We start from the raw sequence: 24,259 nt of genomic DNA on the forward strand, positions 1-24,259 counted from the left end.
CGACCCGCTGCCATCGCGAACTGGGGCGCGCACCGAAAAGGGCCGCCTGTTGCCGCCGTGAGAGCAACGAGCCGTTAGGCCTTCGCGAGAGTCGCGGCGTCCAGCGCCGGCCCAGGGGCGATTTCTACCTGAGGATCCCTGCCGGCAGCCTTCCGCCTATCCCACGGAGCGGAACCGTGTCCACTCATCACTACCAAATCCCGAAGACTCGCCAACCGATCACCCACCCGGTCGCATTTGATGGCGTCCGCCTTTGATCGAGAAATCGGCGTTGTGCGGTCTTGTCCGCGTCCTGTCCGCCTTCCGGCTTTTGTCCGCCATTCTCCGCCTGTAGCTCAACGCCTTGTCCGCCTTTACCTTTCGGCATGCCAGTCCCGGTCTTGGCTCCCACCCCGTGAACATCGGCTTCATCACGCTCGGCTGCGACAAAAATACCGTCGACAGCGAGCGCTATCTCGCGCAGTTGGCGGATCACGGCGCGCGGCACACGACCGAGCTCGAGCGTGCCGACGTCATCGTGATCAACACCTGCGGGTTCATCGACGCGGCGAAGCAGGAGTCGATCGACGCGATCGTCGAGGCCGGGCGGCTCAAGCGGTTAGGCAACTGCCGCGCGCTCGTCGCCGTGGGATGCATGGTCGAGCGGCACAAGGCCGAGCTCGCGGCCGAGCTACCCGAGGTCGACGTGTTCCTCGGCGCGTCGGAAATGGATCGGTTGGTGCCGGCCCTGCAAGCGTGCGGCGTGCTTCAGGAGCCGCTGTGGCGCGAGACGAATCATCCGGGCGTTAGGCTGTACACGGGAGAGCTGCCGCACGTGCGGTATCTCAAGATCAGCGAGGGCTGCGACCACGGGTGCGCGTTCTGCGCGATCCCGCTCATGCGCGGCAAGCATCGGTCGTTCGCGCTCGACGAAGTCGTCCGTGAGGCGCAGGTGCTCGAGCTGCAGGGCGCACGCGAGATCAATCTCGTGGCGCAGGACCTCGCGCATTTCGGTCGCGACCGGCGCGACGGAACCGGGCTGCCCGAGCTGCTCGAGGCGCTGGTCGACGCGACGTCCATCCCGTGGATCCGCATGCTGTACGTGTATTCGGCGGGCATCACGACGAAGCTGCTCGACTTGATGGCGCGCGAGCGCCGCATCGTGCCGTATCTCGACATCCCGATTCAGCACGGGTCGGACGCGGTGCTTGCGCGCATGCGTCGTCCGGAGCGGGCGGACACGATTCGCGCGTGCGTGGCCCGGCTGCGCGATGCGGTGCCGGAGGTCGCGGTGCGCACGACGTGCATCGTGGGCTTCCCCGGCGAGACGGACGATGATTTCCAGCAGTTGTGCGACCTGCTCGAGGAGGTCCGCTTCGATCGCGTGGGCGCGTTCACGTATTCCGCCCAGGAGGGGACGCGAGCCGCGGCCCTGGCCGACGACGTCCCGGCATCGCTCAAGCTGGAGCGGCTCGACCGCCTAACGGACATCCAGCGCGCCATCGGGGCCGAGCGCGCCGAGCGCTATGTTGGGCGGACGGTGCCGGCCATCGTGGATCGCGCCGCGGCTTCGGGCGAGCGCGCCGAGGGGCGGCTCTGGTGGCAGGCCGACGACATCGACGGCGTCACGTATCTCGAGGGCGACGCCGCGCCGGGCTCGATCATCGAATGCGTCGTCGAGTCGGTCGAGACCGACGATGATTTCGCCGCACGGGTGGCGCGCGTGACGGCGCCGGCGGGATCGGCGAGCGCGTCGCGTCCGCGCGCGCTGCCCGTGCTGTCGGGCATCGCGCAGGGCAGCTACGGCCGGTGAGCACGCGGTCGGCGGACATCATGCGGCGCGCGCGCGCCGTGACGCCGGGCGGCGTGAGCTCGCCGGTTCGCGCGTTCGGCGGCGTGGGCGGCGATCCGTTCGTGGTGGAGCGCGGCGAAGGCGCGCGCATCTGGGACGTCGACGGCCGCGAGTACGTCGACTACGTGCTCTCGTGGGGCCCGCTTGCGTTAGGCCACGCGGCGCCGGCGGTGCTCGACGCGGTGTCGGCCGCCATGGCGCGCGGGACGAGCTTCGGCATCCCGTGCGAATCCGAGACCGAGCTGGCGGAGTTGATCGTTAGGCGGATGCCGCACATCGAGATGCTGCGGTTCGTCTCGAGCGGCACGGAGGCCACGATGAGCGCGATCCGGTTGGCCCGGGCGGCCACGGGTCGCGACGCGATCCTCAAGTTCGACGGCTGCTATCACGGCCACGCCGATTCGTTCCTCGTGCGGGCCGGGTCGGGCGTGGCGACGCTCGGCTTGCCGAATTCGCCCGGCGTGCCGGACCAGGTGGCGTGTCTGACGCTCGTCGCGCCGTTCAACGACGCCGATGCGGTCTGTCGGATGGCCCGATCGGCGGCGGGCGGTCTGGCGGCAATCATCGTCGAGCCGGTCGTGGGCAACGCCGGGTTCATCCCGCCCGATCCCGCATTCTTGCCGGCGCTGCGACAGATCGCCGATGATGCAGGCGCGCTGCTCATCTTCGACGAAGTGATGACCGGCTTTCGCATCGCGCCGGGCGGCGCGCGCGAGCGATTCGGCGTCACGGCCGATCTGACGACGTTAGGCAAGGTGATCGGCGGCGGCCTCCCGGCCGCGGCCTTCGGCGGACGGCGGGACCTCATGGAGATGATGGCGCCGACCGGCGCCGTGTATCAGGCGGGCACGCTGTCCGGCAATCCGCTGGCGATGGCGGCGGGCCTCGCGACGCTGCGCGCACTGACGCCCGAACTGCACGCGCGGATTGCGGGGCGCACGACGCGCCTCGTGACGGGCCTGCGCGCCGCTGCGGCGCGGCGCGGCGTGCCGTTCTCGGCCGAGAGCGCCGGCAGCATGTGGGGATTCTTTTTCCGCGCGGAACCGGTGCGCAATTTCACCGACGCGCGGGCGTCAGACGTATCGCTGTTTCGCCGATTCTTTCACGAGGCGCTTGCGCGCGGCGTGTATCTCGCGCCATCGCCGTTCGAGGCCGCGTTCATGTCGGCCGCGCATGGCGACGCGGAGATCGATGCGACGCTCGACCGGCTGGACGATGCGTTGGGCGCGGTTGTCTCGTAAGGCATCCGTCGCCGCTGGATGCGCGGCGGTCGCGTGCCTCGCCGCGTGCTCGCATCCGTCGCGTCCACCGGCGGGGCAGCTGCCGCCCGTGGTGCTCGACACGACGGCGTTGCGGCCGCCGGCCGCGGACACGACGACGCCCGAACAGCTGCCCGCCATCGCGGCGCCGAACGAACAGCCGTTAGGCGGGCAGGGGCGGGTGGTGCGCATCGCGCTGGCCACCTCCGCCGGCAAGGTCACGATTTCGGGGACGGGCGCCTGGCGCTTGTTCGACACCGGCGGCGCGAGCACGCTCGTGCGCGCGGCGGGCGGCGAGCTGTGGACGGTCGAGAGCCGGAACGGACTGCTCCGCGCGGTGAACGATGACGGGACGGTGACGCCAGAGCGGCCGGCGCCGTTCGTCGCGCGCGCGGCATCGCGCGGCGCGGTGCTCACCGTGAACGGTGCCCGCTATCGGGGCGAAGTGTGGGTCATGCCGGCCGCGAACGGCGACGACGTGATGGTCGTCAACCGCCTCTACCTCGAGGATTATCTGCGCGGCGTCGTGCCGATGGAAATCGGCCATCGCACTGCCGCCGAGCGCGAAGCCGTCGCCGCGCAGGCCATCGCCGCGCGGAGCTATGCGTACACGCACATCGCCTCCGATGCTCGGCCCTACGACATGCGGAACACCGTCGTCGACCAGGTGTATGGCGGTGCGGACGCCGAAACTCCGTTAGGCGACACGGCGGTGCTCGAGACGCGCGGGCTGGTGCTCACCTACCATGGCGTGGTGGTGAACGCGCCGTATCATTCGGCGTGCGGCGGCCGGACGGCGGCAGCGAGCGAGATCTGGCGCAGTCCCGACGAGCCGTACCTGGTCTCGGTCAGCGACCGGATTCCGGGCACCGATCGGTTCTACTGCGACATCGCGCCGCGCTTCCGTTGGGAGCGAACCTTTACCCGCGCGGCGCTGCGCGCGCTGCTGGATCGGTATCTCAAGGAGTATACGACGGTGTCGTCGCGCGGCCCGGGCGCGCCGCGTTCGCTGGCGGTCGAGAGCCGGACGCCGTCCGGTCGCGTGCGCGCCCTCGAGATCGTGACCGACCGCGGACATTATACGGTGCGCATGGACAACATCCGCTTCGTGCTGCGATCATCGGACGGCGAGATCCTGAACAGCACGGCGTTCACAGTCGAGAACGAGCGCGATGCGAACGGCGAGTTGTCCCGCGTGATCGTGCGCGGGAATGGATATGGGCACGGCGTGGGTATGTGCCAGTGGGGAGCGATCGGGCGTGCCCGGGCCGGACAGGATTATCGGACGATACTTCGTGCCTACTATCCGGGAACCACGGTGGCCGTGGTCGGCTCGGCTTAAGCCTAACGCGGAGCACGCGCAATGATGGCGCCGGTGCGTGTCGGTGTGGTGGGAGCGGGCGCGATCGCCCAGGTGGCGCACTTGCCCGCGCTGGCGCGGTCGCGCGTGGCGGAGCTCGTCGCCCTCTGCGACAACGACGGGCCCAAGGCCAGAGCGTTGGGCGAACGCTTCGGCGTCCACGACGTCTATACCGACATCGAGGATCTCCTCGAGAGCGCCGAGCTGGACGCGGTGGTGCTCACCACGCCCAACCATCTGCACGAGCCGCACGCGCTGAGTGCGCTGGCGGCGGGCGTCCACGTGCTGTGCGAACGCCCGCTCGCCATGTCGAGCCGCGGCGTCGAACGCATCCTCGCGGCGGCGTCTCGCACGGGCTGCAAGGTGGCCGTCGCCAACAACCACCGCTTCCGCTCGGACGTGCAGGCGGTGCATACGTTTCTGCGCGGCGGAGAGTTAGGCAAGCTCAACGGCATCGCTGCCGGGCATCACGAGCTGCGGCAGACGCGCGAGGGATGGCGCTATCGGCGGGCGGAAGCCGGCGGCGGCGCGTTCACGGACCTCGGACTGCCCCTGCTCGATCTCGCGCTCTGGCTGGCCGATTATCCGGAGCCGGTTCGCGTGAGCGCGCACATGGAGCGCGGCCAGGGCGCGGCCGCCGTCGATGAAGCGATGGTCGCGTTGATCGAGTGCGCATCGGGCATGACGATCACGATCGATGTCTCCTGGTCGTACGTCGGTCTCGAGGCGCGGTGGTGGTTCGACGCGCTGGCGACGCGCGGCAGCGCGCGCCTGGCGCCGCTCCACGTCATCAAGGATTTGAACGGCACACCCACCGACGTGACGCCGCGCGGCGCGGCCACACGCGACAGCACGTTCGTGCAGTCGTATCGCGCCGAGCTCGCGCACTTCGCCGCGATGGTGCACGGCGAGACGCCGTACGAAGCGCCTGCGGATCAGCTCGTCCTGCATCGATTGGCCGAAGCCGTGTTCCGCTCGGCCGACGAGCAGAAGGAGGTGCGGCTGTGACCGACGTTCGCTGGCGCCCAACGCGGTTCGAGGTGAAGATGGGGCTGGCGAGCGCTCTGTTATTCGCGCTTGCGTTTCCGCCGGTGCCGCTCGTGGTGCCGGCGTTCGTGTGTCTGGTGCCGGTCGGGATCGTCGTGGCGGACGCGGCGGACCGGCGCAGCGGCTGGCGCGTGGCCATGCGCGCGGGCACGGTGTTCGGCTTTTTCGGCTACGGCATCAGCCTCTACTGGATCGCGATTGCGCTGCGCCTGTACACGAATCTCGCGTTCCTCGCGTTTGCCGGCGCGCTGCTGGGGTTGGGGCCGATCGTCGGGTTCACGATGGCCGCCGTCTACGCGGCCCGCCGCCTAACGAAATGGCCGATGGCGATCCTGCTGCCGGTCGTGTGGGCGGCGAGTGAGATGTTCCTGCTGTACCTGCCGCAAATCGGATTTCCCTGGCTTCCGTTGGGCCTCGCCGTGGCCAAGCATCCGGTGTTCGCGCAAGCGGCGGACCTGAGCGGGGTGCGCGGTCTCTCGTTCTGGATCGCGGCCACCAACGGATTGCTCGTGGACGCCTGGCTCGCGCGGGCGGAGCAGCGGCGCGTGCTGGCGCGGGTGGCGGGCGCGATCGTGCTGGCGTTGGGCGTGGCCGCCTACGGGTGGTGGCGCATCGCCACGACGCCGCTGCGGCCTCTGGCCTCCGTGGCCGCGGTGCAGCCCAACATTCCGCAGAACGAGAAGTGGCAGGAGCAGTACCAGGGACGCATCGTCGGGATCTTGTCGTCGCTGGCGCGCGAGGGCCTGGCGCACGACGACCCGCAGCTCATGTTGTGGCCCGAAGCGGCGCTGCCCGACAACTTCTACGCGCACCGCGACTGGGCGGACACGATGCGCGTGCTGGCGGCCACCACGCACACGCCGATCGTATTCGGGACGATCGACGTGGTGTGGCGCACGCCCACGGCCTACGACTACTTCAACGCGGCGATGGTGGCCGATTCGTTAGGCAGGGTGGGCCTCCAGCCCACGTACCACAAGACGTACCTGGTACCCATCGTCGAACGCGTGCCGTTCGTGAATCCCGACTGGTTCGCCAGCCTCAAGTTCTTCGGCGGCATGGGCCGGGGCGGCACGCCGCAGCCCTTCGCCTTCTCGTTCGGCAAGGTGGGCGTGCTGATCTGCTACGAGTCGATCTTTCTGCAGCGTTCCCGGCTCTACCGGCGGGAGGGCGCGTCGCTGCTCGTGAACATCACCAACGATGCGTGGTTCGGCCGGAGCATCGCCGTGTACCAGCACGAAGCGCACCTCGCCCTGCGGGCGATCGAGAACCGCGTCGGCATCGTGCGCGACGCGAACACCGGGATCTCCGAATACGTCGATCCGTTAGGCAGATCGCACGGCGCCACGGCGCTGTTCGTGCCGGCGGTGCGCACCTACCAGGCCCAGACCACCGATGTGATCACCCTCTACGATCACCTCGGCGACTGGGTCGGGATGCTGAGCGTGGTGGCGACGCTGGCCCTCGTGCTCGCGAGCGCCGCTAAGCCGCGCGCCTGATGCGGGGCGCGTCCGTCGGGATCGACGTCGGCGGCACCTTCACCGACCTGGTGGCGATCGACCACGACGGACTGGTGACTGCGCGCAAGGTCCCGAGCACGCCGGCCGACCAGAGCCGCGGCGTGCTGGACGCGCTCGATGCGTTAGGCGAGACGCCGTTCGCTGTCTCGCGCCTCGTGCACGGCACCACGGTGGCGACCAACACGCTGCTCGAGCGCACCGGCGCCCGCGTGACGCTCTGCGCCACCCGCGGGGCCACCGACATCCTGGCTCTGAGACGCCAGGAGCGCGCGTCGCTCTACGATCTCGCGCGGCAGCACCCCGAGCCGCTGGTCCCGGCCGAGCGATGCGTGGCCGTGCCCGAGCGGATCGAGCCGCAGGGCGTGGTTCGCGCGTTGGACGACGACGGCGCGAACGGCGCGGCACGGGCGGCGATCGACACGTCGCCGGCCATCGTCGCGGTGTCGCTGCTCCACGCCTACGGCGACCCGGCGCACGAACGCGCGATGGCCGCGGCGCTGTCGCGCCTCGCGCCGGCGCTCGACGTCGTGTGCTCCACCGACGTGCTGCCGGAGATCCGCGAGTACGAGCGCACGGCGACGACGGTGGCCGAGGCGTACCTGCGCCCGGCGGTCTCGGGCTACGTGCAGCGTCTGGCCGATGCGTTAGGCGAACGCGGCTACCCGGCGCTCGCGGTGATGACCTCGGCGGGCGGCATGCGCCCCGCCGCCGACACCGCGCGCGGCGCCGCGTCGCTCGCGCTCTCCGGTCCCGCGGGCGGAGTGGTTGGGGCGGCCTTCGTCGCGCGGCTCGCAGGCGTGCAGGATGCGCTGACGATCGACATCGGCGGCACGAGCGCCGACGCCGGCGTCATCATCGACGGCCAGGCCATGGTGGATGCCGGCGGTGATGTCGCCGGGGTGCCGATCGCGCTGCCGCGCGTCCTCGTGGACACCGTGTCCGCGGGCGGCGGCAGCATCGGCTGGGTGGATGATGGCGCCGCACTGCGCGTCGGTCCGCGGAGCGCCGGCGTGCAGCCCGGGCCTGCAGCGTTCGGCCGCGGCGGCGCGGAGGCGACGGTCACCGATGCGCAGATCGTGTTAGGCAACCTGCGCGAGACGTCGTTGAGCGGCGGCGTCGCGCTCCGCGCCGATCTGGCGCGAGCGGCCGTCGAGCGGCTGGCGGGGCGTGTCGGCGCGCAACGTGCGCGCGTGGCCGCGGCCATGGTCGCCGCCGCCGATGCGGCCATGGCCCGCGCGCTGCGCCGCGTGAGCGTCGAGCGCGGGATCGATCCCCGCCGCTGCACGCTGGTCGCGTTCGGCGGCGGCGGGCCGCTGCACGCGTGCGCGCTGGCCGAGCACCTGGCCATGCGGCGCGTCCTCGTGCCGCCGTTTGCCGGGGTCCTGTCTGCGTTAGGCCTGGCCGTGGCCGCCGAGCGGCGCGACGTGCTCGCCAGCGTGATGCGGCGCACCGATGACCTGTCGGAATCCGACACCCGCGCGCTCGCCGACCGGCTGGCGCGGAGCGTCGCCGGTGCCGGCGTATCCGGCCGTCACTGGTGGGCGCGCGCCCGCTACCACGGGCAGGGCCACGAGCTTGAGGTGCCGTTCGCGCCGGGCGAGCCGGGTGCGGCGCTCGCCACGCGGTTCGCGGCGGCGCACGACGCGCGCTACGGCTTCGTGCTCGACCGCGCGGTGGAAGTCGTGGCGGCGCGCCACACTGTGTTAGGCGAAGCGCGCGACGCCCGCCTCGCCGATGGACACGACGCGGCGCACGCGGCGCTCACCGGACCGGCCGTGCTCGCGCTGCCGCACGCGACCCTGCTGGTGCGCGACGGCTGGCGGGCCATCCCGCTGCCGATCGGCGGCTGGATGCTGGAGCGCGACGCGTGAGCACGTTCGATCCGCTCGAGCTCGAGGTGATGGCGCACGCCTTCGCCGCGGTGGCCGAGGAGATGGGCGCGGTGCTCGTTCGCGGCGCGCTCTCGCCCAACATTCGCGAGCGACGCGATTCGTCGGCGGCGCTCTTCGATGCGCAGGGCCGCATGATCGCCCAGGCGGCGCACATCCCCGTGCATCTGGGCGCGATGCCGGAAAGCGTGCGCGCCGTGCGCGAGCGGACGCCCGCCGCCGGCGACGTCTTTTTGCTCAACGACCCGTATCGTGGCGGCTCGCACCTGCCGGACCTGACGTTGGTCGAGGCGATCGGTCTCCATGGCGCCATCGCCGGCTACGCCGCCGTGCGCGCGCACCATGCCGACGTGGGCGGCATGAGCCCGGGCAGCATGCCGCAGGGAGCGACGGAGCTGGTGCAGGAAGGCCTGGTGCTGCCGCCGGTTCGTCTGGCGCGCGCCGGGGTGTTGGACGACGAGATGCTGGAGCTGGTGCTGGCCAACGTGCGGACGCCGGAGGAGCGGCGCGGCGATCTGCGCGCGCAGCGGGCGGCGTGCGCGGCTGGGGCCGCCGGCTGGCGCGCCCTGGTTGCGCGGCATGGCGCCGAGCGCCTCGCCGCCGCGGCGGACGCGCTCCTGGACTACACCGCCGCCCGGGCGCGGGCCGCGGCGCTTACGTTAGGCACGCGCCGCGGCCGCGCGCGCGATGCGCTCGAGGGCGACGGCGTGTCGACCGATGACGTGGCGGTGGTGATCGCCGTCGATGTGCACGACGGGAAGCTGCGCTTCGATTTCACGGGCACCTCGCCGCAGGTGCGCGGCAACGTGAACTGCCCGCTCGCGGTGACGCGGGCCGCGGCCGTCTTCGTGCTGCGCACGCTGCTCGACGACGACGTGCCGACCAACGACGGCATCGCCCGTGCCATCGAGCTCGTGGCGGCGCCGGGCAGCGCCGTGCATGCGCAGTGGCCGGCGGCCGTCGCCGCCGGCAACGTGGAGATGTCGCAGCGCATCGTGGATACGATGTTTGCCGCGTTGGGCGACGCGGGCGTCGATGTTCCCGCCTGCGGACAGGGGACGATGAACAACATCACGTTCGGCGGCCCCGGCTGGACGTTCTACGAGACGTTAGGCGGCGGCCAGGGCGCGTCGCGCCGCGGGCCGGGGCCGGATGCGGTGCACGTGGGGATGAGCAACACGCGCAACACGCCGATCGAGTCGCTCGAGTGGGCGTATCCGATACGGATCGATGACTATCGCGTGCGGCGCGGGAGCGGCGGGGCAGGCGAGCACCGGGGCGGCGATGGCGTGGTGCGCCGGTACCGGGTGCTCGAGCCGTGTACGTTGACGCTGCTCACCGAGCGCCGACGCCGCGGCCCGCCGGGCGCCCGCGGCGGAGCCGCGGGCGCGGCGGGCCGCAACACGCTCAACGGGCGCGAGCTCCCCGCGAAATGTCGCGTGGAGCTCGCGCCCGGCGATGTGGTCGAGATCGAGACGCCCGGCGGCGGCGCCTGGGGCGCCGCCTAACGGAACACACCTACCGCCCGCCGTTCAGCTTCGCCAGCTCGCGCTGCGCCGGCGCGTACTCCGGGAACGACTTGAGCGACCGCTGCAACAGCTCCACCGCCTGATCGGTCTTGCCCGCATCCTTCGCCGCCAACGCGCGCGAATAGAGCAGCGCCGTCTCGAACGGCACCCGCTTCGCCTCCGCTTCGCTCGCTTCGCGCACCGCCTTGGGCAGCTCGGGCAGGTGCATCCCGCTGTTCATCTTCGTCGCGAGCTGGTCGATCAGCGCGATGAAGTTGTCCTCCTTGCCCTGCACGGTTTCCACGTGCTCGATTTCGGACGTCTCCACGTTCACGGCGCGCGCATCCAGCCGGACGTTGCCGCGGCCGTCGGTGACGAAACCGCCGAAGATCATGTGGTGCGCGCCTAACAACTTGCCCACCTTCACCGCCGTCTCCTGGTCCACGCGGCCGGTGGTGCTCAGGTTCTGCTCGTCCATCAGCTTCTTCAGGTTGTCGCGTTCGATCACCCGAATCTTGTCGTTCACCGACAAATCGGTGATGAGCATGTCGGAGATGCCGGCCGACAGCGGCGCGAGGGCATCGTGATCCTTACCGATGGCGCCATCGGTGAAGTACATCACGGCGACGGTCGGGCGCGTGTCCGTCGAATCCTGCGCGTGGAGCGGGGCCTGCCCCGCCACGGCCAGCGCGGCCAGTACGGCGATCAGGCCTGTGGGCTGCGTCATCGTCCCTCCCGGGAACCTAAGTCGTCAACGTGAGTCCTTCCGCCGCCGCGATCACCTCGAGCGCGGCGCCCCGTTGGGCAACGAGCGCGCGGCACTCCGCAACGCGATCGTCGATTTCTGCGTCCGAGCGCTCAGGATTGTGGTGATACAGCACCACGCGGCTCACGCCGGCATCGAGCGCCAACTGCACGACGTCGTGATAATGCGAGTGGCCCCAGCCGCGGTGCTGCTCGTATTCCTCGCGTGTGTACATCGCATCGTGCACGAGAATCGAGGCGCCGCGCGTAAACGACACGAGCCGCGCGCGCCAATCGATTGGCGAATCGTAGCCGGTGGCGTCGCCCAGCTCGTTGTCCGAGATGTAGACGAGCCCGGTCCGGCGCGAGTTTCCCGTGCGCATGCGGTAGGCGAGCGCGCCGCCCGGGTGCCGTACTGAATACACGTCCAGCGAGTAGTCCGCGTCGGCGTGGCCGCCGGCGAGCGCGCGGAACTCCACCGTCGCCCCGAGCTCGTCGAACGTCACCGGGAACACGGTCGGCGACATCTGCTCGCGCACCGCGCGCGCGACGTGCTCGGCCTCGGACGCCGCGCTCCAGATGCGGAAGTGATTCCCCGGGCGGAAAATCGGCGTGAAGAACGGGAGGCCCTGGATGTGGTCCCAGTGGGCGTGGCTCAGGAAGATGTCGCCGGTGATGCGCGCGCCCCGCGCCTGCTCGACGAGGCAGTTGCCTAACGGCCGGATGCCGGTCCCCGCATCGAGGATCACGAGCGCGCCGGCGGCGGTGCGCACTTCGACGCACGGCGTGTTGCCGCCGTAGCGCACCGTGGCCGGGCCCGGCGTCGGAATGGACCCGCGCGTGCCCCAGAACCGAAGCGTGAGACTCATGTGTTGCGTTAGACGATGCGACAAGGTCGCGCGGCACGCCGCTGCCGGCGAAGGATGGCCGTCACGCGTGCTGCGTGATGTGTGTCACACCCGGAGCTGCGCCAGTCGTTCCAGGCCGGCGCGATTGGCAATCGTGATCTGGCGACGTTGCACCGTGATCAGGCCGCTGTCCTGGAACTGGCGCATGGCCCGCGACACGGTTTCGCGGCTCGCGCCGATCATCTGCGCGATCGTCTGGTGCGTGAGACGCTTCTGGATCGTCGGATTGCCGCTCTCCGCGGCGGCATCGAGGAGCAGGCGCGCGATCCGGCCATCGACATCGAGCAGGACGAGGCTTCCGATCTGCTCATCGGCGCGGCGCAGGCGTCTCGAGATTTCGACCAGAAGCGCCCAGGCCACCTGCGGCGACTCGACCACGCGGCGGCGGAAGTCTTCGCGGCGAAGCACGATGAGTTGGGCATCGTCCATGGCGATCACGTGCGCGGAGCGCGGATTGCCATCGATGAGCGAGAGCTCGCCGAAGTGATCGCCGACGGTGAGGATGCCGAGGATGACTTCGCGGCCGTCTTCGCCGATGAGGACGACTTTGACGCGGCCGTTCTTGACGAGGAAGAGCGAATCGCCCGGATCGTCCTCGAAGAGGATGACGCTGCCTTTGGGGTACGCGCGCTCGCGCGTCATGTCGGCGAAGCGGGCGAGCTCGGCGGGATCGAGGCCGCTGAGGAGCGGGACGGAAGCGAGAAAGCCGGCGATGTCCACGGGGAGGAGTGGGTGGCTCAGCGCGCGCTGATGGTGAATGAGGCCTCGAGCTTGTTGACGGAAATGGTGCTCGGCCCGGTGTCGAGGCGGCCCAGCTCGCCGCCGATGGACGGATGCAGCTCGAGCGGTCCGGTTTGCCAGGTGACGCCGATGTCGGCGCCGCCGCTCACGATGCCGGCGGTGGGGAGCGAGGCGTCCACCGAGAGACCGGTGTGCCAGCGGCCGCGGACCCCGGCGACGAACGCGGTGGTCGTGCCTAACGGGATGGTGCCGGTGGCGCCGGTCTCGAGCTCGTTGCCATCGGTGCCCGGCACGCGCGCACCGCCGCGCGTGAACTGCATGCGGTAGCGGTCGAACGCGAACACGGTGAGCTCGCGGAACGCGCCGGCCGCGGCGCGCAGCTGCCACTCGCCGGTGAACATCGGGCCCAACGTGATCGGCTGCGGCGGCGTCCCACCGGCGGTGAGCCCCACGCGGTCCTGCGTGTACAGCGTGGACGCGAGGCTCATGCTCATCGCGCTCTGGCCGACCAGCCCATCGCTGCCGACGGAGAGGCGAATTGCCTGGCCGGGGCGGAGGGTGAAGTCTCCAGCGCCCAGGCCTAACGCCTGCGCCTGGGCGGGCGAGTACTGTCCCCGGTACTCATAGGAGGCCCCGAAGCCCCACGACCACGTGCCGGCGCGGAGCGTGTACACGAGTCCCGTGGTGCCGCCCCAGCCGGTGCCGAGCACCGGCGTCTGGTAGCGCAACGCCGGCGTGCCCAGCACCTCGAGCACGCCTAACTGTTCGCGATCGAGGGCGGTGGCGCCGGTGGGCACGTTCACGCCCACGGTGGCGAGCAGGGCATCGCCGGCCAGGCGGACCGCGCCGCGCACGTAGGTGTCGGTGAGGCCATCGAGCGTTTGCGTCGGAGCGCCGGCGCCGCGCAGCGTCACCTCGCCGTGCATCCAGGCGGTATAGACGTCGAGCGCGACGGGACCCAGCGGCAAGTACGCCGCGACGGGCACGGTCCATTCGCTCGCGTGGGCGACGCTCGTGGCGGCGTTGGTCGCGTCGGTGCAGCACGGGAAATGCCACTGCTCGAACGTGACGCCCGTCTGGGCGCCCCAGGCGCCGCCTAACGGCGCCTGGGCCGCCGCCGGCGCGGCGAGCGCCACGGCGGACACGGCCACGAGCAGGGGCGCGCGACGCAAGAGCGCGCGCGTCACGGCACCGCTACCGGGATGGTGATCGAGCCGGGCACCTTGCTCTCCGTGGTGGCGCGCAGCGTCGCGTCGCCGCGGTCGCGGAAGGAGCCCAACGAGCCGGCGGGGCTCGGGTTGAGCGCGTCGACCACCGCGCCGGGCGTCACCGGCGCGGCCGCCACGGACGCTCCGTTAGGCGACGACGGGCTCGCCACGGCCGTGGCCTGCATCCGCGCCGCCGCCGCCCTGAACCCGGGATCGATCAGCACGGCCTGCGCGAAATACGCGTGCGCCGTGCGATAGTCGCCGTACGCCTCGGCGCGCGACCCCCGGCAGTACGCGAGAAAGGCCGCGAGGTACCGCGTGGGCCGCTGTTCCACCGCCGCGCGCTCGGCAGGCGTGAGCGTCACGCCTAACTCGGTGAACAGCGAGAAGGCCAGCGCCTTCTCCGAGTCGAGAATGTCGCCGAGCGAGGTCTGCTCGGTCACCGGCTGCCCGACGAGCGTGCCGCGCGCCGCATCCGCGACCCGCGTGCTCAGCGTGAGGCGTCCACCGGCCGTCGCATCCACCACGCCGTTCACGATGCGGCGCGCGCCGATGAGCCGGCCCACCCGCGGCGCCGATGCGCTGTCGACGCGCCCGGAACCGGCCAGCCGCAGCTCGGTGAGCACGGCGCTCGTGCGCACCCGATCCACCACCTGAATTTGCGCGCTGCGCGACAGGTCGGTGATCAGGAGGTCGGCGAGCCCGTAGCCTAACGACGAAATGGTGGAGTCGCCGCCGGTCACCTGCAGCGGTGTCACGCCCACGCTGTGTTCCGGCAGGCTGGCCGCGTCGAGCGACCGCTCGGATGCGATCGCGGCGCGCGCGGCTGCATCGGCCTCGCGGCGATCCACGTCGGACAGGCGCGCGCGGACCGCCCCGTCATCGTGTGCGGCGAGCCATTTCGCGTACCCGTGATGCGCGGCGTCGAGATCTCCCACGTGATCGGCCGCCGCCGCGTCATAGAGATTCGCGCGGTCGCCGACGTCGCCCGGTGTGGCGAGGAGCGAGCGCAGTGTCGCCCGCGCCGCGGAGTCCTCGCCCGCGCGGTACTCGGCTTCGCCCAACCGGAGCTGTGCATCGGGCGAGGGCAGTGCGGTGTATGCCTGGCGCGCCGCTTCGACGTCGCGGTGTGCACCGGCCGGCGCCAGTCGCGAGAGCGGCGGGCCGCCGGCGCATGCACACAGCGCGGCGCAGAGAAGTGCAGAGCGTGGAAGGCGCATGGAGCGGTTGGGGACGAGCGAAGACGGCGCTGCGATGTGGCCAAGTTATTGACCACCGCAGATCATGTCAAAGACGTGCGCCGCTCGATGGCGCGCATTAGCGCCGCATCATCAAGCGATCGCGCGTGGCGTCATCCGTCGCCAGATCGATTGCCGTCCACGCCATGGCGAGCGAACCCTCGACGACGGCTTTGTCGGCGATGTCGGTGACGCAGTGCGCGGCGAATTCGGGTTGGTGATTGACTGCAGGCATGGAGTCGATGCCGATCATGGGATGAATCGTGGGCAGCGCGTACGACACATTGCCCATGTCGGTGGACGCGGCCAGGCGCTCGCCGAGCACGCCGAGGTCGGGGAACGTCCGGCCGAGGGATTCGGCGTTGCGCTTGTAGGCCGCGCTGATCGCGCGATCGGGCTTGAGGTCCGCGTACGGCTTGGTGCCCCCTCTGATTTCGAGCGTGGCGCCGGTTGCGAGCGCGCCGGCCTCAAAGCAGCGGACCACTTTGGTCCGCACATGGCGCAGCTCGTCGAGGTTTTCGGCGCGCACGATATAGCGGGCCGACGTGTGCGCCGGGATGACGTTAGGCGCATCCCCGCCGTGCGTCGTGATCCCGTGCACGCGGTCGGTCTGCTTGAGGTGCTGGCGGAGCAGTCCGATGGAGGTCTGCGCGATCGTGAGCGCGTCGGCGGCATTGATGCCCAACTCCGGAAACGCGGAGGCGTGCGCGGGCTTGCCCGTGTAGTGCACCTCGAACATCGACGCCGCGATGATGTGCATCTCGAGCATCTCGACCGGCGCCGGGTGGACCATCATGGCGGCGTGGAGATGGTCGAAGGCGCCGCGCTCGAGCATCAGGATCTTGCCGCTCGCGTCGCCGACTTCTTCGGCCGGGGTGCCTAACACGGTGATGGTGAGGCCGGCGTCGTCGGCCGCGGCCGCGGCGGCGATGGCCGCGCCGGCGGCCATGGCGGCGATCATATTATGGCCGCACGCGTGGCCGATGCCGGGCAGCGCGTCGTACTCGGCGCAGATGCCGACCTGGAGCGGACCGGAGCCGGCGCGGGCGACGAAGGCGGTGGGCAAATCGCAGGCGGCGTGTTCCACCGAAAAGCCGTTGTCGGTCAGAAGATGCTCGAGCCAGGCGCAGGCGTGCTCTTCCTCGAAGCCGAGCTCGGGCTGCGCGTGGATGCGGTGGCTGAGCTCGAGGATGTCGCGTTGGGCGCGCGAGAAGCGCTCGCGGGCGCCGGATTTCATGTCCATGGCTCGAAGGTCTCGCAGGAGCGTGAGATGCAGCCCGGTGTGCCGACTCTCTCCGGAACATGGATCATGCGGCGGCGCACCTCAAGGAATCGGACACGACACGAGCAACACCAAGCGGTGATTTTTTGTCAGTGCTTTGTCCGTTGTGTCCTGCGTGTCCGCGTCTTCATGACCGTAGATGCAAGCCATGAGGGAACGGCGCCCCAAAGTGAACCGGTACCCGACGGAGCTGCGCCTTGTTCCTGGCTCCTGCGTCGACTAGCTTACAAAGCTACCCTTGAGCGTATGAGGACCTGATGAAGAAAGACATCCACCCCGTCTACGCGACCGCGACCGTGAAGTGTGCCTGCGGCAACACCTTCACCACCCGCTCAACGCGCGACGAGATCCATACCGATATCTGCTCCAACTGTCACCCGTTTTTCACCGGCAAGCAGAAGCTCGTCGACACCGCAGGACGCGTCGAGCGCTTCCGCCAGCGGTACAGCAAGGACAAGGCGACCAGCAGCAACTGACCTCCGAACGAAACACCGCCCTCGCGACATCGCGGGGGCGGTTTTGCATCCGGGAATCAATCCGCGCCTCAGCGCGACGTCACGTCCACCATGTTGTCGTCGGAGTTCCGGTCGATGAGCTTGTTGTACGGATCGATCCCCGCCCGCGTCGGCTGCTCATCCACCACCACCGTGACCTTCGACTGCTCCTGCGTGAACTTCTGCTTTTCCATGTATAACGGCTTCTCCTCTCCTGCCTTGCCCGTGAACACGCCGATGTCGATGTAGTCGGCGAGCGGCATCTGCGTTTCGACGCCGCTGCTGTCCACCTGGACCTTGCGCGCCTGCACGTCGAGCGTGACCTCGTACTTGCCGTTAGGCAGCCGCTTCCACGTTGCTGCGTTGGTCTTGTTGTCGTAGAGGACGACGCGATTGAATCCGTCGTCGATCAGGTACTGGAGCTCGGGTGGCGTTTGTGCGCGCAGCGCGTCCACCAGCAGCCGCGTGTCCGGATACCGCGTGTCCGACGACTGCGCGCCGTGCGTGGAGTCGGCGGCGTCCACCTGGTTGTGCGCGTTGGCGTACCGATACGCCATGAGAAAATTGTGGAGCGCCAGATCCACTTTGTCCTCGCCGATGTAATCGGCCAGGGTGTACATGATCTGCCCGCCCTTCTGGTACCACACGTACGGCTCGTTCTGCACCTCGGCTAACGGCGGCTCCTGCCGAACTTCGCCGGTGCGGCCGCGCAGATACTGATCGAGGAAGTGCTTGAGCACGCGGTGCATGTAGTCTTTGCCGTACTTGTGCTCCATCACCATGTACGCGGAGTACTGCGCGAGCGTCTCCGACATCATGTTCGAGCCACGAACCTCGCCGCCGATCAACTGGTGCCCCCACCACTGGTGCCCGAGCTCGTGCGCGGTCACGAAGTAGGTGAGGTCGACGTCGGTCGGCTTTTTCATCCGCGTGATGAAGCCAATGCCCTCGGAGAACGGCACCGTGTTGGCGAACGACTGCGCGAACGTGCGATAGCGCGGGAACTCCATGATGCGGAATTGCGTGAACTGATACGGGCTGAAGTGCGACTGGTAGTAGTCGAGGCCGGCCCGCGCGCTCGCGAGCATGTCGTCGATGTCGTACGTGTGCGCCGGATCGTAGTAGACCTCGAGGTTCACCGGATCGGCTCCGCTCGAGTCTCGGTACACTTCTCGGCGCACGGCGTACTTGCCGGAGAGATAGGCGTAGAAGTTCAGGATGTGCTGGGCGCCCATGCTGTACTCGAAGTAGCGGCGCCCGTTGCTGGTCCATTGGCGCCGGAGATAGCCCGGCGCGATCGCGATCTGGTCGCTCGACGTACTGACCACGGTGTGATACGTGATCCAGTCGGAGGTCGGCGTGAAGAGGTTGCGTTTAGCGTACACCGAATCGGTGCGCGGCGGCAGCTCGACCAACGGACCGAGGTGCTGCTCGCGCCGCCAGCGCGGGTCGGCGACTTCCAGATTCCGGTCGTAGCCGATGGTCGGGAAGACGCCGACATCGAAGAAGGTTCCGTTAGGCGCGTACTGCGCCAACTCGTTGCCATCCCGGAACCCGCGCGTCGTCCAGCCGACGTGGAACGTCATCGTCATGGTGTCGCCGGGCTGGAGCGGCTGCTCGAGCGCGTAGATCGAGTACAGGTCGCGCGGCGCGCGGCTCACGAGGTGAAACGGCCGGCTGAACGAGACGTCCGACACTGTTTGCTGTGCGTCCGTCAGGTGGACCTGCGAAATCGGGACGTCCGACTTGTTCTGCAGCGTGAAGCGGCCGCTGCCGTCGAACGACCGGCGGTCCGGATAGATGTTGATCGTGGCATCCACCGCGGTCGTCTTGGGCTGCGGCAGCAGCTCGTACTGCTTGAAGCTTCGCTCGTAGCCGGCGTTGATGCGGCGGTTGTCCTCGGGCGTGCGATAGTCGTTGAGGACGTGCGCGTTGTAGTAGAACCATCCGCCCGAGCCTAACGCAACGACCAGGAACACGATCGCCGCCGGCACCAGGCGCGGCGCCCGCGCGATCGCCTGCCGCACGCGCGCCCGCGCCGACTCCTCCGATCCGCGCTGCGTGAACGCGATGGACACCACGCCCAGGAACGCGAAGATCGCCAGCCAGTACGTGACCGCCCAGAACACCGTCTGCACGAAGTAGCCGTACCCGTTCATGTCCGAGTACGTGTAGCTGGTGAACTGCCCCGGCAGGTACAGCGTGTTCTGCCAGCCGAAGTTGTACAGGATCGGCGCCATCACGAAGATCGCGATCACGATGCCGTGGCCCAGAAACTTGTTCGAGACCACGGTCTGTACGAACATCGACAACAGCGCCCAGCCCATCACCTGCGGAAACGTGACGATGTAGAGCTCCTTCGCGTACTGCAGCAGCTCGTAGTGGTGGTAGCCGGCGAGGGTTTGCATGAAAATGCCCACGAGGCCCGTCACCGTGAGCAGGATCAACTCGATCACCGCGATCGTCGTCAGCTTCGAGATCCAATCGGTTGTCGCGTGCATCGGGAGCGCGTCATGAATCCCGTCGAAGTGGTTGTCGCGCTCGCGCCAGATGAGCTCACCGGCATAGAGCGTGGCCACGATATAGAAAAAGAGCTCGGCCGAGCCCTCGACCGCTTGCAGCATGAGATACGTCACCGGCCAGACGTTCTGATCCCCGACGTTGCCGGCGAAGTTGCCGTTGTTGATGGCGAATACGATGAGTAGCGCGACGATGCCCCAGAACGGGACCTCGCGCATGATCATGCGGACGCGCAACCGGGTGAGGGTCAGATACTGCGCGACCGTGGTGCTCCGGCCGAAGACCTGCTTCACTCTGGGCAATGCCGCCGCAACGCGCGTGCGGATCGGCCGCGCGTCCTCGGCGTCCATGAGCCGGGCCTTCGCCGCGCGCCTGGTCTGCGATCGCGCGGTGAGCGCCTCCACCGACATCGGGAAGAAGCGCCACACGACGCCTAACGACAGCAGCCCGACGGCGCTCCACAGGATGCGGTTGTACAGGAACACGCCCGGCGAGTAGCCGCTGAACCCCCAGGGCACGAGGAGCGTGTTCTTCTCGAGCACCGTCCAGTAGCGCGTGATGTTGTCGAACAGCACGAACCCGATTGGGTCCAAAATGCCCGACCAGAAATGCTCGAGGGACCGCGTCGTACCGTACACCGTGATGCCGATGATGTAGATCATGAAGAGCGCCACGCCCTCGAGGTACACCACCACCAGCTTCCGCGTGAGCGCCGCCACCGCGAAGAACAGCGAGCCGAGCACGAAGATCTGGATGACGGTGATCGACAGCAGCGGCTGGACGTACCACCACAGATGGTTCGGTCCGATGCGCGCCACGTCCGTCCACGGCGCGTACGTGCCTAACCACATGCCCACCGACACTCCGGAGAACACGAACACGCAGGTCACGAACGAGGCCGCCCACCGGCCGCCCAGGTACGCGAACTTCGAGATCGGCTTCGTGAACAGCATCTGGTACGTCTCGCGCTGGAAGTCGCGCAGAATCGATGGCCCAAAGATGGCCGAAATGATGATCACGCCGAACAGCGCTGCCGCGAGCTGATTGTAGGCGAGTGCGTACGGTCCGTTGAGCAGCACTTTGCCGTTCTGGAAGCCGACCGGTCCGAAGCTCTGCGACCCCGTGCAGAAAAATCCGAAGGCCAACCACCCGACGAAATACACGTAGGTGGAGATGCTCTTGACGCGGTACTTGAGCTCGAACGAGAAAAACTCGAGGAACATGTTCATGTCGGTTGTCGCTCGGGCGGGGGTCAGTTGACGGCGTGGCGGGCGACAGTGAGGAAGTACACGTCCTCGAGCTCGGTGGGCACGGAGTGGAAGCCGGCGCCGGGATTCGTCGGCGAGAACACGCGCACCTCGTGCTGTCCGGCCACCAGGTGGCTGCTCACCACCTTGAGCTCCGCTTCGATCGTTCGCAGTTCCTCGTCGCCGCGCACCACGTGCGACCAGATCTGTCCCTGGAGCGTGGTCAGGCAGTCGTTAGGCGAGCCCTCGAGGAGCACTTCACCCTGCGCGATGATCGCCATGCGCGGACACAGCTCGAGCACGTCGTCCACGATGTGCGTCGAGAGAATCACCGTCACGTCCCGCCCGATCGACGACAACAAATTCAAGAACCGGTTGCGCTCGGCCGGATCGAGACCCGCGGTAGGCTCGTCGACGATGATCAGGCGCGGGTTCGCGAGCAGCGCCTGCGCGATGCCGAACCGCTGCTTCATGCCGCCCGAATAGGTCGACAGCGCCTTCTTGCGCACGTCCCAGAGGTTGGTTTGCTGGAGCAGCGCCTCGACCATCGCCTTGCGCTCCCCCGCGCCGGTGATGCCCTTGAGCACGGCGAGGTGCGTGAGCATGTCGATGGCGGACATCTTCGGATACACGCCGAATTCCTGCGGCAGGTAGCCGAGTACTTTGCGCACTTCGTCCTTGTCCTTGAGGACGTCGATGCCGTCGAGCTGGATCGCGCCCGCGTCGGCGTCCTGGAGCGTGGCGATGGTGCGCATGAGCGAGCTCTTGCCGGCTCCGTTAGGCCCGAGCAGGCCGAACATGCCGCCGCCCACGGTGAGCGAGACGTTCTTGAGGGCGCGCACGCCGTTCGGGTAGGTCTTCGAGAGATCAGTGATCGTGAGAGCCACGGACATCGCTCCAGTGAAGGCGGAAAGGCGGACAACACAGACACGGCCGGACGCGACCCGATGATCTTTCACCCGACGCAGTGCGAGCCGGTCTTGTCCGGCCGTGTCCGCGCTCTGTCCGCCTGTCCTATCGGATTGGCCAACGATATGTTTCACGGTTGATCGAAGTCCAGCCTTTCACTAAACCCGTGCTCGACGCCCACTTCGGGCGAGTCGAGCAGAAGCACGGCAGGACGCACTGAGCCTCCGCGATCGTCTCCAGGACGCCATCACTCGCGCTCACGAGGTCGAGCGCGAGCTCGCCAGTCCCGCAACCGTTCGCGACCCGAAACGGCTAGCCGACCTCGGCCGTGAGCATCGCCGGCTCGCCCCGGTGGTCGAGTTGGCGGCGCGTCTCGAGAAGAACGAGGATGACCTCGCGCAGGCCCAGGAGCTGGTCGATACCGACGACCCCGAGCTCGCCGCCGAGGCCCGCGCCGAAGAGCAGCGCGCACGCGCCGAGATCGCGGCGCTCGAGGAAGCGCTCAAGCCCGCGCTCCTGCCGCGCGATCCGCTGCACGACCGGCCGGCGATCGTCGAGATCCGCGCCGGGACCGGCGGCGACGAAGCGGCGCTCTTCGCGGCCGATCTGTATCGCATGTACACCCGCTACTGCGAGCGCCAGGGGTGGCGCGTGGAGCCGATCGCGCTGTCCGAGGGATCGTTAGGCGGGATCAAGGAAGTCGTCTTCAAGGTGCAGGGCGAGGGCGCCTACGGCCGGTTGCGCTGGGAATCGGGCGTGCACCGCGTGCAGCGCGTGCCCGTCACCGAGAGCTCGGGTCGCATCCACACGTCGGCCGCCACCGTCGCGGTGCTTCCGGAAGCGGAAGACGTCGACGTGTCGATCGAGGACAAGGACATTCGCATCGACGTGTTCCGGTCATCGGGTCCGGGCGGGCAGAGCGTGAACACCACCGACTCCGCCGTCCGCATCACGCACATTCCGACGGGCATCGTCGTGAGCCAGCAGGACCAGAAGTCGCAATTGCAGAACAAGCTCAAAGCGCTCGAGGTGCTGCGCGCGCGGCTGCTCGACCAGCGGCTCGCCGAACAGGAGGCGGAGCGCGCGCGGATGCGCCGTACACAGGTGGGTACCGGCGACCGCTCGGCCAAGATTCGGACGTACAACTATCCGCAGAACCGGGTGACGGACCATCGCATCGGGTTCACGCTGCACGAACTGGATCGCACGCTGGACGGCGATCTGGACGAGTTGATCGACAGGCTGATGTTGGCCGACGTCGAGGAGCAGCTGAGTGCCTGACGGCCGCGTCGTTGGGACGATCGGAGCCGAGGGCATGCCGAGCGCCGACGACGGCATGTCCGTCGCCGATCTGCGCTACTCGTTAGGCGTGATGCTGCGAGGGCGGCTGGACGAGCACGACGTGGAAGCGCGCGACCTCATCGCCGCCGTGGCGGGGCGGCCGCGCCTGTGGCCATCGGCGCATCCCGAAGCCTGGTTGGATGCGGACGTCGTGACGCGCGTGTGCCAGGCGGTCCGCGAGCGGCTTCGAGGAGCGCCGTTCGCGTACGCCGTGGGTCGCGCGGCGTTCCGGCATCTCACGCTGCACGTGGATCATCGCGTGCTGATCCCGCGTCAGGAAACCGAAGTCCTGGTCGACGCGGTGCTCAAGTGGTCCGCGGCGCGCGGCGCCGGCGGACTGGCGATCGACGTCGGCACCGGGTCGGGCGCGATTGCGCTCGCGCTGTCCAACGAAGGCGCGTTCGATCGCGTGATCGCGACCGATGTGTCGACGAGCGCCGTCCAAGTGGCGCGCGCCAACGCCGAGCGTCTGGCCGGCGCATTGCGTGCACCTGTCGAATTCCGACAGGGAACGCTGCTTGGACCGGTGCGCGGCGAGACCGCACGCGTGGTGGTGTCCAACCCGCCGTACATCGCGTACGGCGAGATGCAGGAGCTGCCGCCGAGCGTGCGGGATTGGGAGCCGCCGATCGCGCTCTATGCGGGCGATGGCGGCATGGCTGTGACGGCCGCACTGGCCCGGGAGGCGGCGGATGTGCTCGAGCCCGGCGGCCTTCTCGCGATCGAGATAGATTGCCGTCGTGGGGCGGCATGCGCCGAGCTGCTGCGCGCCCAGGGGTGCTACCACGACGTCCGCGTGCGACCCGACCTCACGGGTCGCGATCGCGTGCTCACGGCGACACGACAGGATGGGTGACGTGCTCGAAGACAAAGCGAGAGAGTTGGGGCGCCTCATTGGCCAGACGCCCGAATATCAAGCGGTGCGCCGCGCGAATGACGCGCTGGGCGAAGACCGCGAGGCGGTGGCTCTGCTGCGCAAGATGGAGCAGCTGCGGTCGGATGCCCAACGGATGATCGAGCGCGGCGCGAGTCCGACGCCGGAAATGGAGACGCAGCTCGACAAGCTGTTGGAGCAGGTGCAGGTGAATCCGATCTACCAGCGCATGGTGGCGGCGCAGGAGAACTTCGACAAGACGATGATGCGGGTGAACGAGTGGATCCTGGACGGGATCCAGAAAGGGGCGGCGAGCCCGATCATCACGCTGGGGTGACG

The 24,259-nt window shown here is 68.9% G+C and carries 19 protein-coding genes; 11 read left to right on the forward strand and 8 right to left on the reverse strand.

All coding sequences use genetic code 11. The features are described 5' to 3' along the window. The first annotated feature begins 394 nt into the window (after window positions 1-394). From rimO to VFW04_02345, 7 genes are read left to right on the forward strand one after another with little or no spacing between them, the layout of a single operon-like run. On the forward strand, window positions 395-1,792 hold the full coding sequence (gene rimO, locus VFW04_02315) for a 30S ribosomal protein S12 methylthiotransferase RimO (GenBank protein HEX5178140.1): 1,398 nt from the start codon (window positions 395-397) through the stop codon (window positions 1,790-1,792). Continuing rightward, on the forward strand, window positions 1,789-3,072 hold the full coding sequence (hemL, locus tag VFW04_02320; protein HEX5178141.1) for a glutamate-1-semialdehyde 2,1-aminomutase: 1,284 nt from the start codon (window positions 1,789-1,791) through the stop codon (window positions 3,070-3,072). Before rimO ends, hemL begins: the two co-directional genes overlap by 4 nt. Then, on the forward strand, window positions 3,023-4,432 hold the full coding sequence (locus VFW04_02325; protein HEX5178142.1) for a SpoIID/LytB domain-containing protein: 1,410 nt from the start codon (window positions 3,023-3,025) through the stop codon (window positions 4,430-4,432). Before hemL ends, VFW04_02325 begins: the two co-directional genes overlap by 50 nt. A 21-nt stretch (window positions 4,433-4,453) precedes the next feature. Then, window positions 4,454-5,458, forward strand: coding sequence for a Gfo/Idh/MocA family oxidoreductase (locus VFW04_02330; protein HEX5178143.1), 1,005 nt, complete (start codon window positions 4,454-4,456; stop codon window positions 5,456-5,458). After that, window positions 5,455-6,996, forward strand: a complete 1,542-nt coding sequence (gene lnt, locus VFW04_02335; protein ID HEX5178144.1) for an apolipoprotein N-acyltransferase — start codon at window positions 5,455-5,457, stop codon at window positions 6,994-6,996. Before VFW04_02330 ends, lnt begins: the two co-directional genes overlap by 4 nt. Further along, window positions 6,996-8,888 carry a hydantoinase/oxoprolinase family protein gene (locus VFW04_02340; protein ID HEX5178145.1) on the forward strand — a complete coding sequence of 631 codons (1,893 nt, stop codon included), beginning with the start codon at window positions 6,996-6,998 and terminating at the stop codon, window positions 8,886-8,888. The genes lnt and VFW04_02340 overlap by 1 nt, the downstream gene beginning before the upstream one ends. Then, window positions 8,885-10,414 (forward strand): hydantoinase B/oxoprolinase family protein, encoded by a 1,530-nt coding sequence (locus VFW04_02345; protein HEX5178146.1) that lies wholly within the window; start codon window positions 8,885-8,887, stop codon window positions 10,412-10,414. The genes VFW04_02340 and VFW04_02345 overlap by 4 nt, the downstream gene beginning before the upstream one ends. 10 nt (window positions 10,415-10,424) lie before the next feature. Here the strand turns inward: VFW04_02345 and VFW04_02350 are convergent, their stop codons facing one another. The 6 genes from VFW04_02350 to VFW04_02375 all read right to left on the reverse strand — a co-directional run bounded on the left by VFW04_02350 (window position 10,425) and on the right by VFW04_02375 (window position 16,490). Continuing rightward, complete coding sequence (locus VFW04_02350; GenBank protein HEX5178147.1) at window positions 10,425-11,141, reverse strand: CsgG/HfaB family protein; 717 nt, start codon at window positions 11,139-11,141, stop codon at window positions 10,425-10,427. 16 nt (window positions 11,142-11,157) lie between these two features. Then, window positions 11,158-12,027, reverse strand: a complete 870-nt coding sequence (locus VFW04_02355) for an MBL fold metallo-hydrolase (protein HEX5178148.1) — start codon at window positions 12,025-12,027, stop codon at window positions 11,158-11,160. 84 nt (window positions 12,028-12,111) lie between these two features. After that, window positions 12,112-12,786, reverse strand: a complete 675-nt coding sequence (locus VFW04_02360) for a Crp/Fnr family transcriptional regulator (protein HEX5178149.1) — start codon at window positions 12,784-12,786, stop codon at window positions 12,112-12,114. Between the two features lie 17 nt (window positions 12,787-12,803). After that, window positions 12,804-13,994, reverse strand: a complete 1,191-nt coding sequence (locus VFW04_02365) for a hypothetical protein (protein ID HEX5178150.1) — start codon at window positions 13,992-13,994, stop codon at window positions 12,804-12,806. After that, window positions 13,991-15,235 (reverse strand): CsgG/HfaB family protein, encoded by a 1,245-nt coding sequence (locus VFW04_02370; GenBank protein HEX5178151.1) that lies wholly within the window; start codon window positions 15,233-15,235, stop codon window positions 13,991-13,993. The genes VFW04_02365 and VFW04_02370 overlap by 4 nt, the downstream gene beginning before the upstream one ends. A 97-nt stretch (window positions 15,236-15,332) precedes the next feature. Further along, on the reverse strand, window positions 15,333-16,490 hold the full coding sequence (locus tag VFW04_02375; GenBank protein ID HEX5178152.1) for a M20 family metallopeptidase: 1,158 nt from the start codon (window positions 16,488-16,490) through the stop codon (window positions 15,333-15,335). A gap of 302 nt (window positions 16,491-16,792) precedes the next feature. Here VFW04_02375 and rpmE point away from each other — a divergent pair, with 302 nt between their 5' ends. Next, window positions 16,793-17,011 (forward strand): 50S ribosomal protein L31, encoded by a 219-nt coding sequence (rpmE, locus tag VFW04_02380; GenBank protein ID HEX5178153.1) that lies wholly within the window; start codon window positions 16,793-16,795, stop codon window positions 17,009-17,011. 68 nt (window positions 17,012-17,079) lie between these two features. On the opposite strand, the gene VFW04_02385 is transcribed toward rpmE, so the two are convergent. Together VFW04_02385 and VFW04_02390 are read right to left on the reverse strand one after the other, a co-directional pair. Further along, on the reverse strand, window positions 17,080-20,778 hold the full coding sequence (locus VFW04_02385; protein ID HEX5178154.1) for a M1 family aminopeptidase: 3,699 nt from the start codon (window positions 20,776-20,778) through the stop codon (window positions 17,080-17,082). Between the two features lie 23 nt (window positions 20,779-20,801). Next, window positions 20,802-21,683: an ABC transporter ATP-binding protein gene (locus VFW04_02390; GenBank protein ID HEX5178155.1), complete on the reverse strand. Its 882-nt coding sequence runs from the start codon at window positions 21,681-21,683 to the stop codon at window positions 20,802-20,804. A 238-nt stretch (window positions 21,684-21,921) separates the two neighbouring features. Between VFW04_02390 and prfA the strand changes: the two genes are divergently transcribed. From prfA to VFW04_02405, 3 genes are read left to right on the forward strand one after another with little or no spacing between them, the layout of a single operon-like run. Further along, complete coding sequence (gene prfA, locus VFW04_02395) at window positions 21,922-22,986, forward strand: peptide chain release factor 1 (GenBank protein HEX5178156.1); 1,065 nt, start codon at window positions 21,922-21,924, stop codon at window positions 22,984-22,986. Further along, window positions 22,979-23,902 carry a peptide chain release factor N(5)-glutamine methyltransferase gene (gene prmC, locus VFW04_02400; GenBank protein HEX5178157.1) on the forward strand — a complete coding sequence of 308 codons (924 nt, stop codon included), beginning with the start codon at window positions 22,979-22,981 and terminating at the stop codon, window positions 23,900-23,902. Before prfA ends, prmC begins: the two co-directional genes overlap by 8 nt. Continuing rightward, a complete protein-coding gene (locus VFW04_02405) occupies window positions 23,895-24,257 on the forward strand; it encodes a YlbF family regulator (protein ID HEX5178158.1) in 363 nt (120 codons plus the stop codon). The genes prmC and VFW04_02405 overlap by 8 nt, the downstream gene beginning before the upstream one ends. Window positions 24,258-24,259: the final 2 nt, after the last annotated feature.

This window comes from Gemmatimonadaceae bacterium (assembly GCA_036273715.1).
In the GTDB taxonomy this organism is placed as follows: Bacteria; Gemmatimonadota; Gemmatimonadetes; order Gemmatimonadales; family Gemmatimonadaceae; genus JADGGM01.

Coding starts and splice junctions, on each gene's coding strand:
- VFW04_02325 (HEX5178142.1), top strand. CDS start 3,023: ATGCGACGCTCGACCGGCTGGACGATGCGTTGGGCGCGGTTGTCTCGT.
- VFW04_02340 (HEX5178145.1), top strand. CDS start 6,996: ATGCGGGGCGCGTCCGTCGGGATCGACGTCGGCGGCACCTTCACCGAC.
- VFW04_02375 (HEX5178152.1), bottom strand. CDS start 16,490: ATGAAATCCGGCGCCCGCGAGCGCTTCTCGCGCGCCCAACGCGACATC.
- rpmE (HEX5178153.1), top strand. CDS start 16,793: ATGAAGAAAGACATCCACCCCGTCTACGCGACCGCGACCGTGAAGTGT.
- VFW04_02350 (HEX5178147.1), bottom strand. CDS start 11,141: ATGACGCAGCCCACAGGCCTGATCGCCGTACTGGCCGCGCTGGCCGTG.
- VFW04_02330 (HEX5178143.1), top strand. CDS start 4,454: ATGATGGCGCCGGTGCGTGTCGGTGTGGTGGGAGCGGGCGCGATCGCC.
- VFW04_02405 (HEX5178158.1), top strand. CDS start 23,895: ATGGGTGACGTGCTCGAAGACAAAGCGAGAGAGTTGGGGCGCCTCATT.
- VFW04_02370 (HEX5178151.1), bottom strand. CDS start 15,235: ATGCGCCTTCCACGCTCTGCACTTCTCTGCGCCGCGCTGTGTGCATGC.
- VFW04_02385 (HEX5178154.1), bottom strand. CDS start 20,778: ATGAACATGTTCCTCGAGTTTTTCTCGTTCGAGCTCAAGTACCGCGTC.
- VFW04_02355 (HEX5178148.1), bottom strand. CDS start 12,027: ATGAGTCTCACGCTTCGGTTCTGGGGCACGCGCGGGTCCATTCCGACG.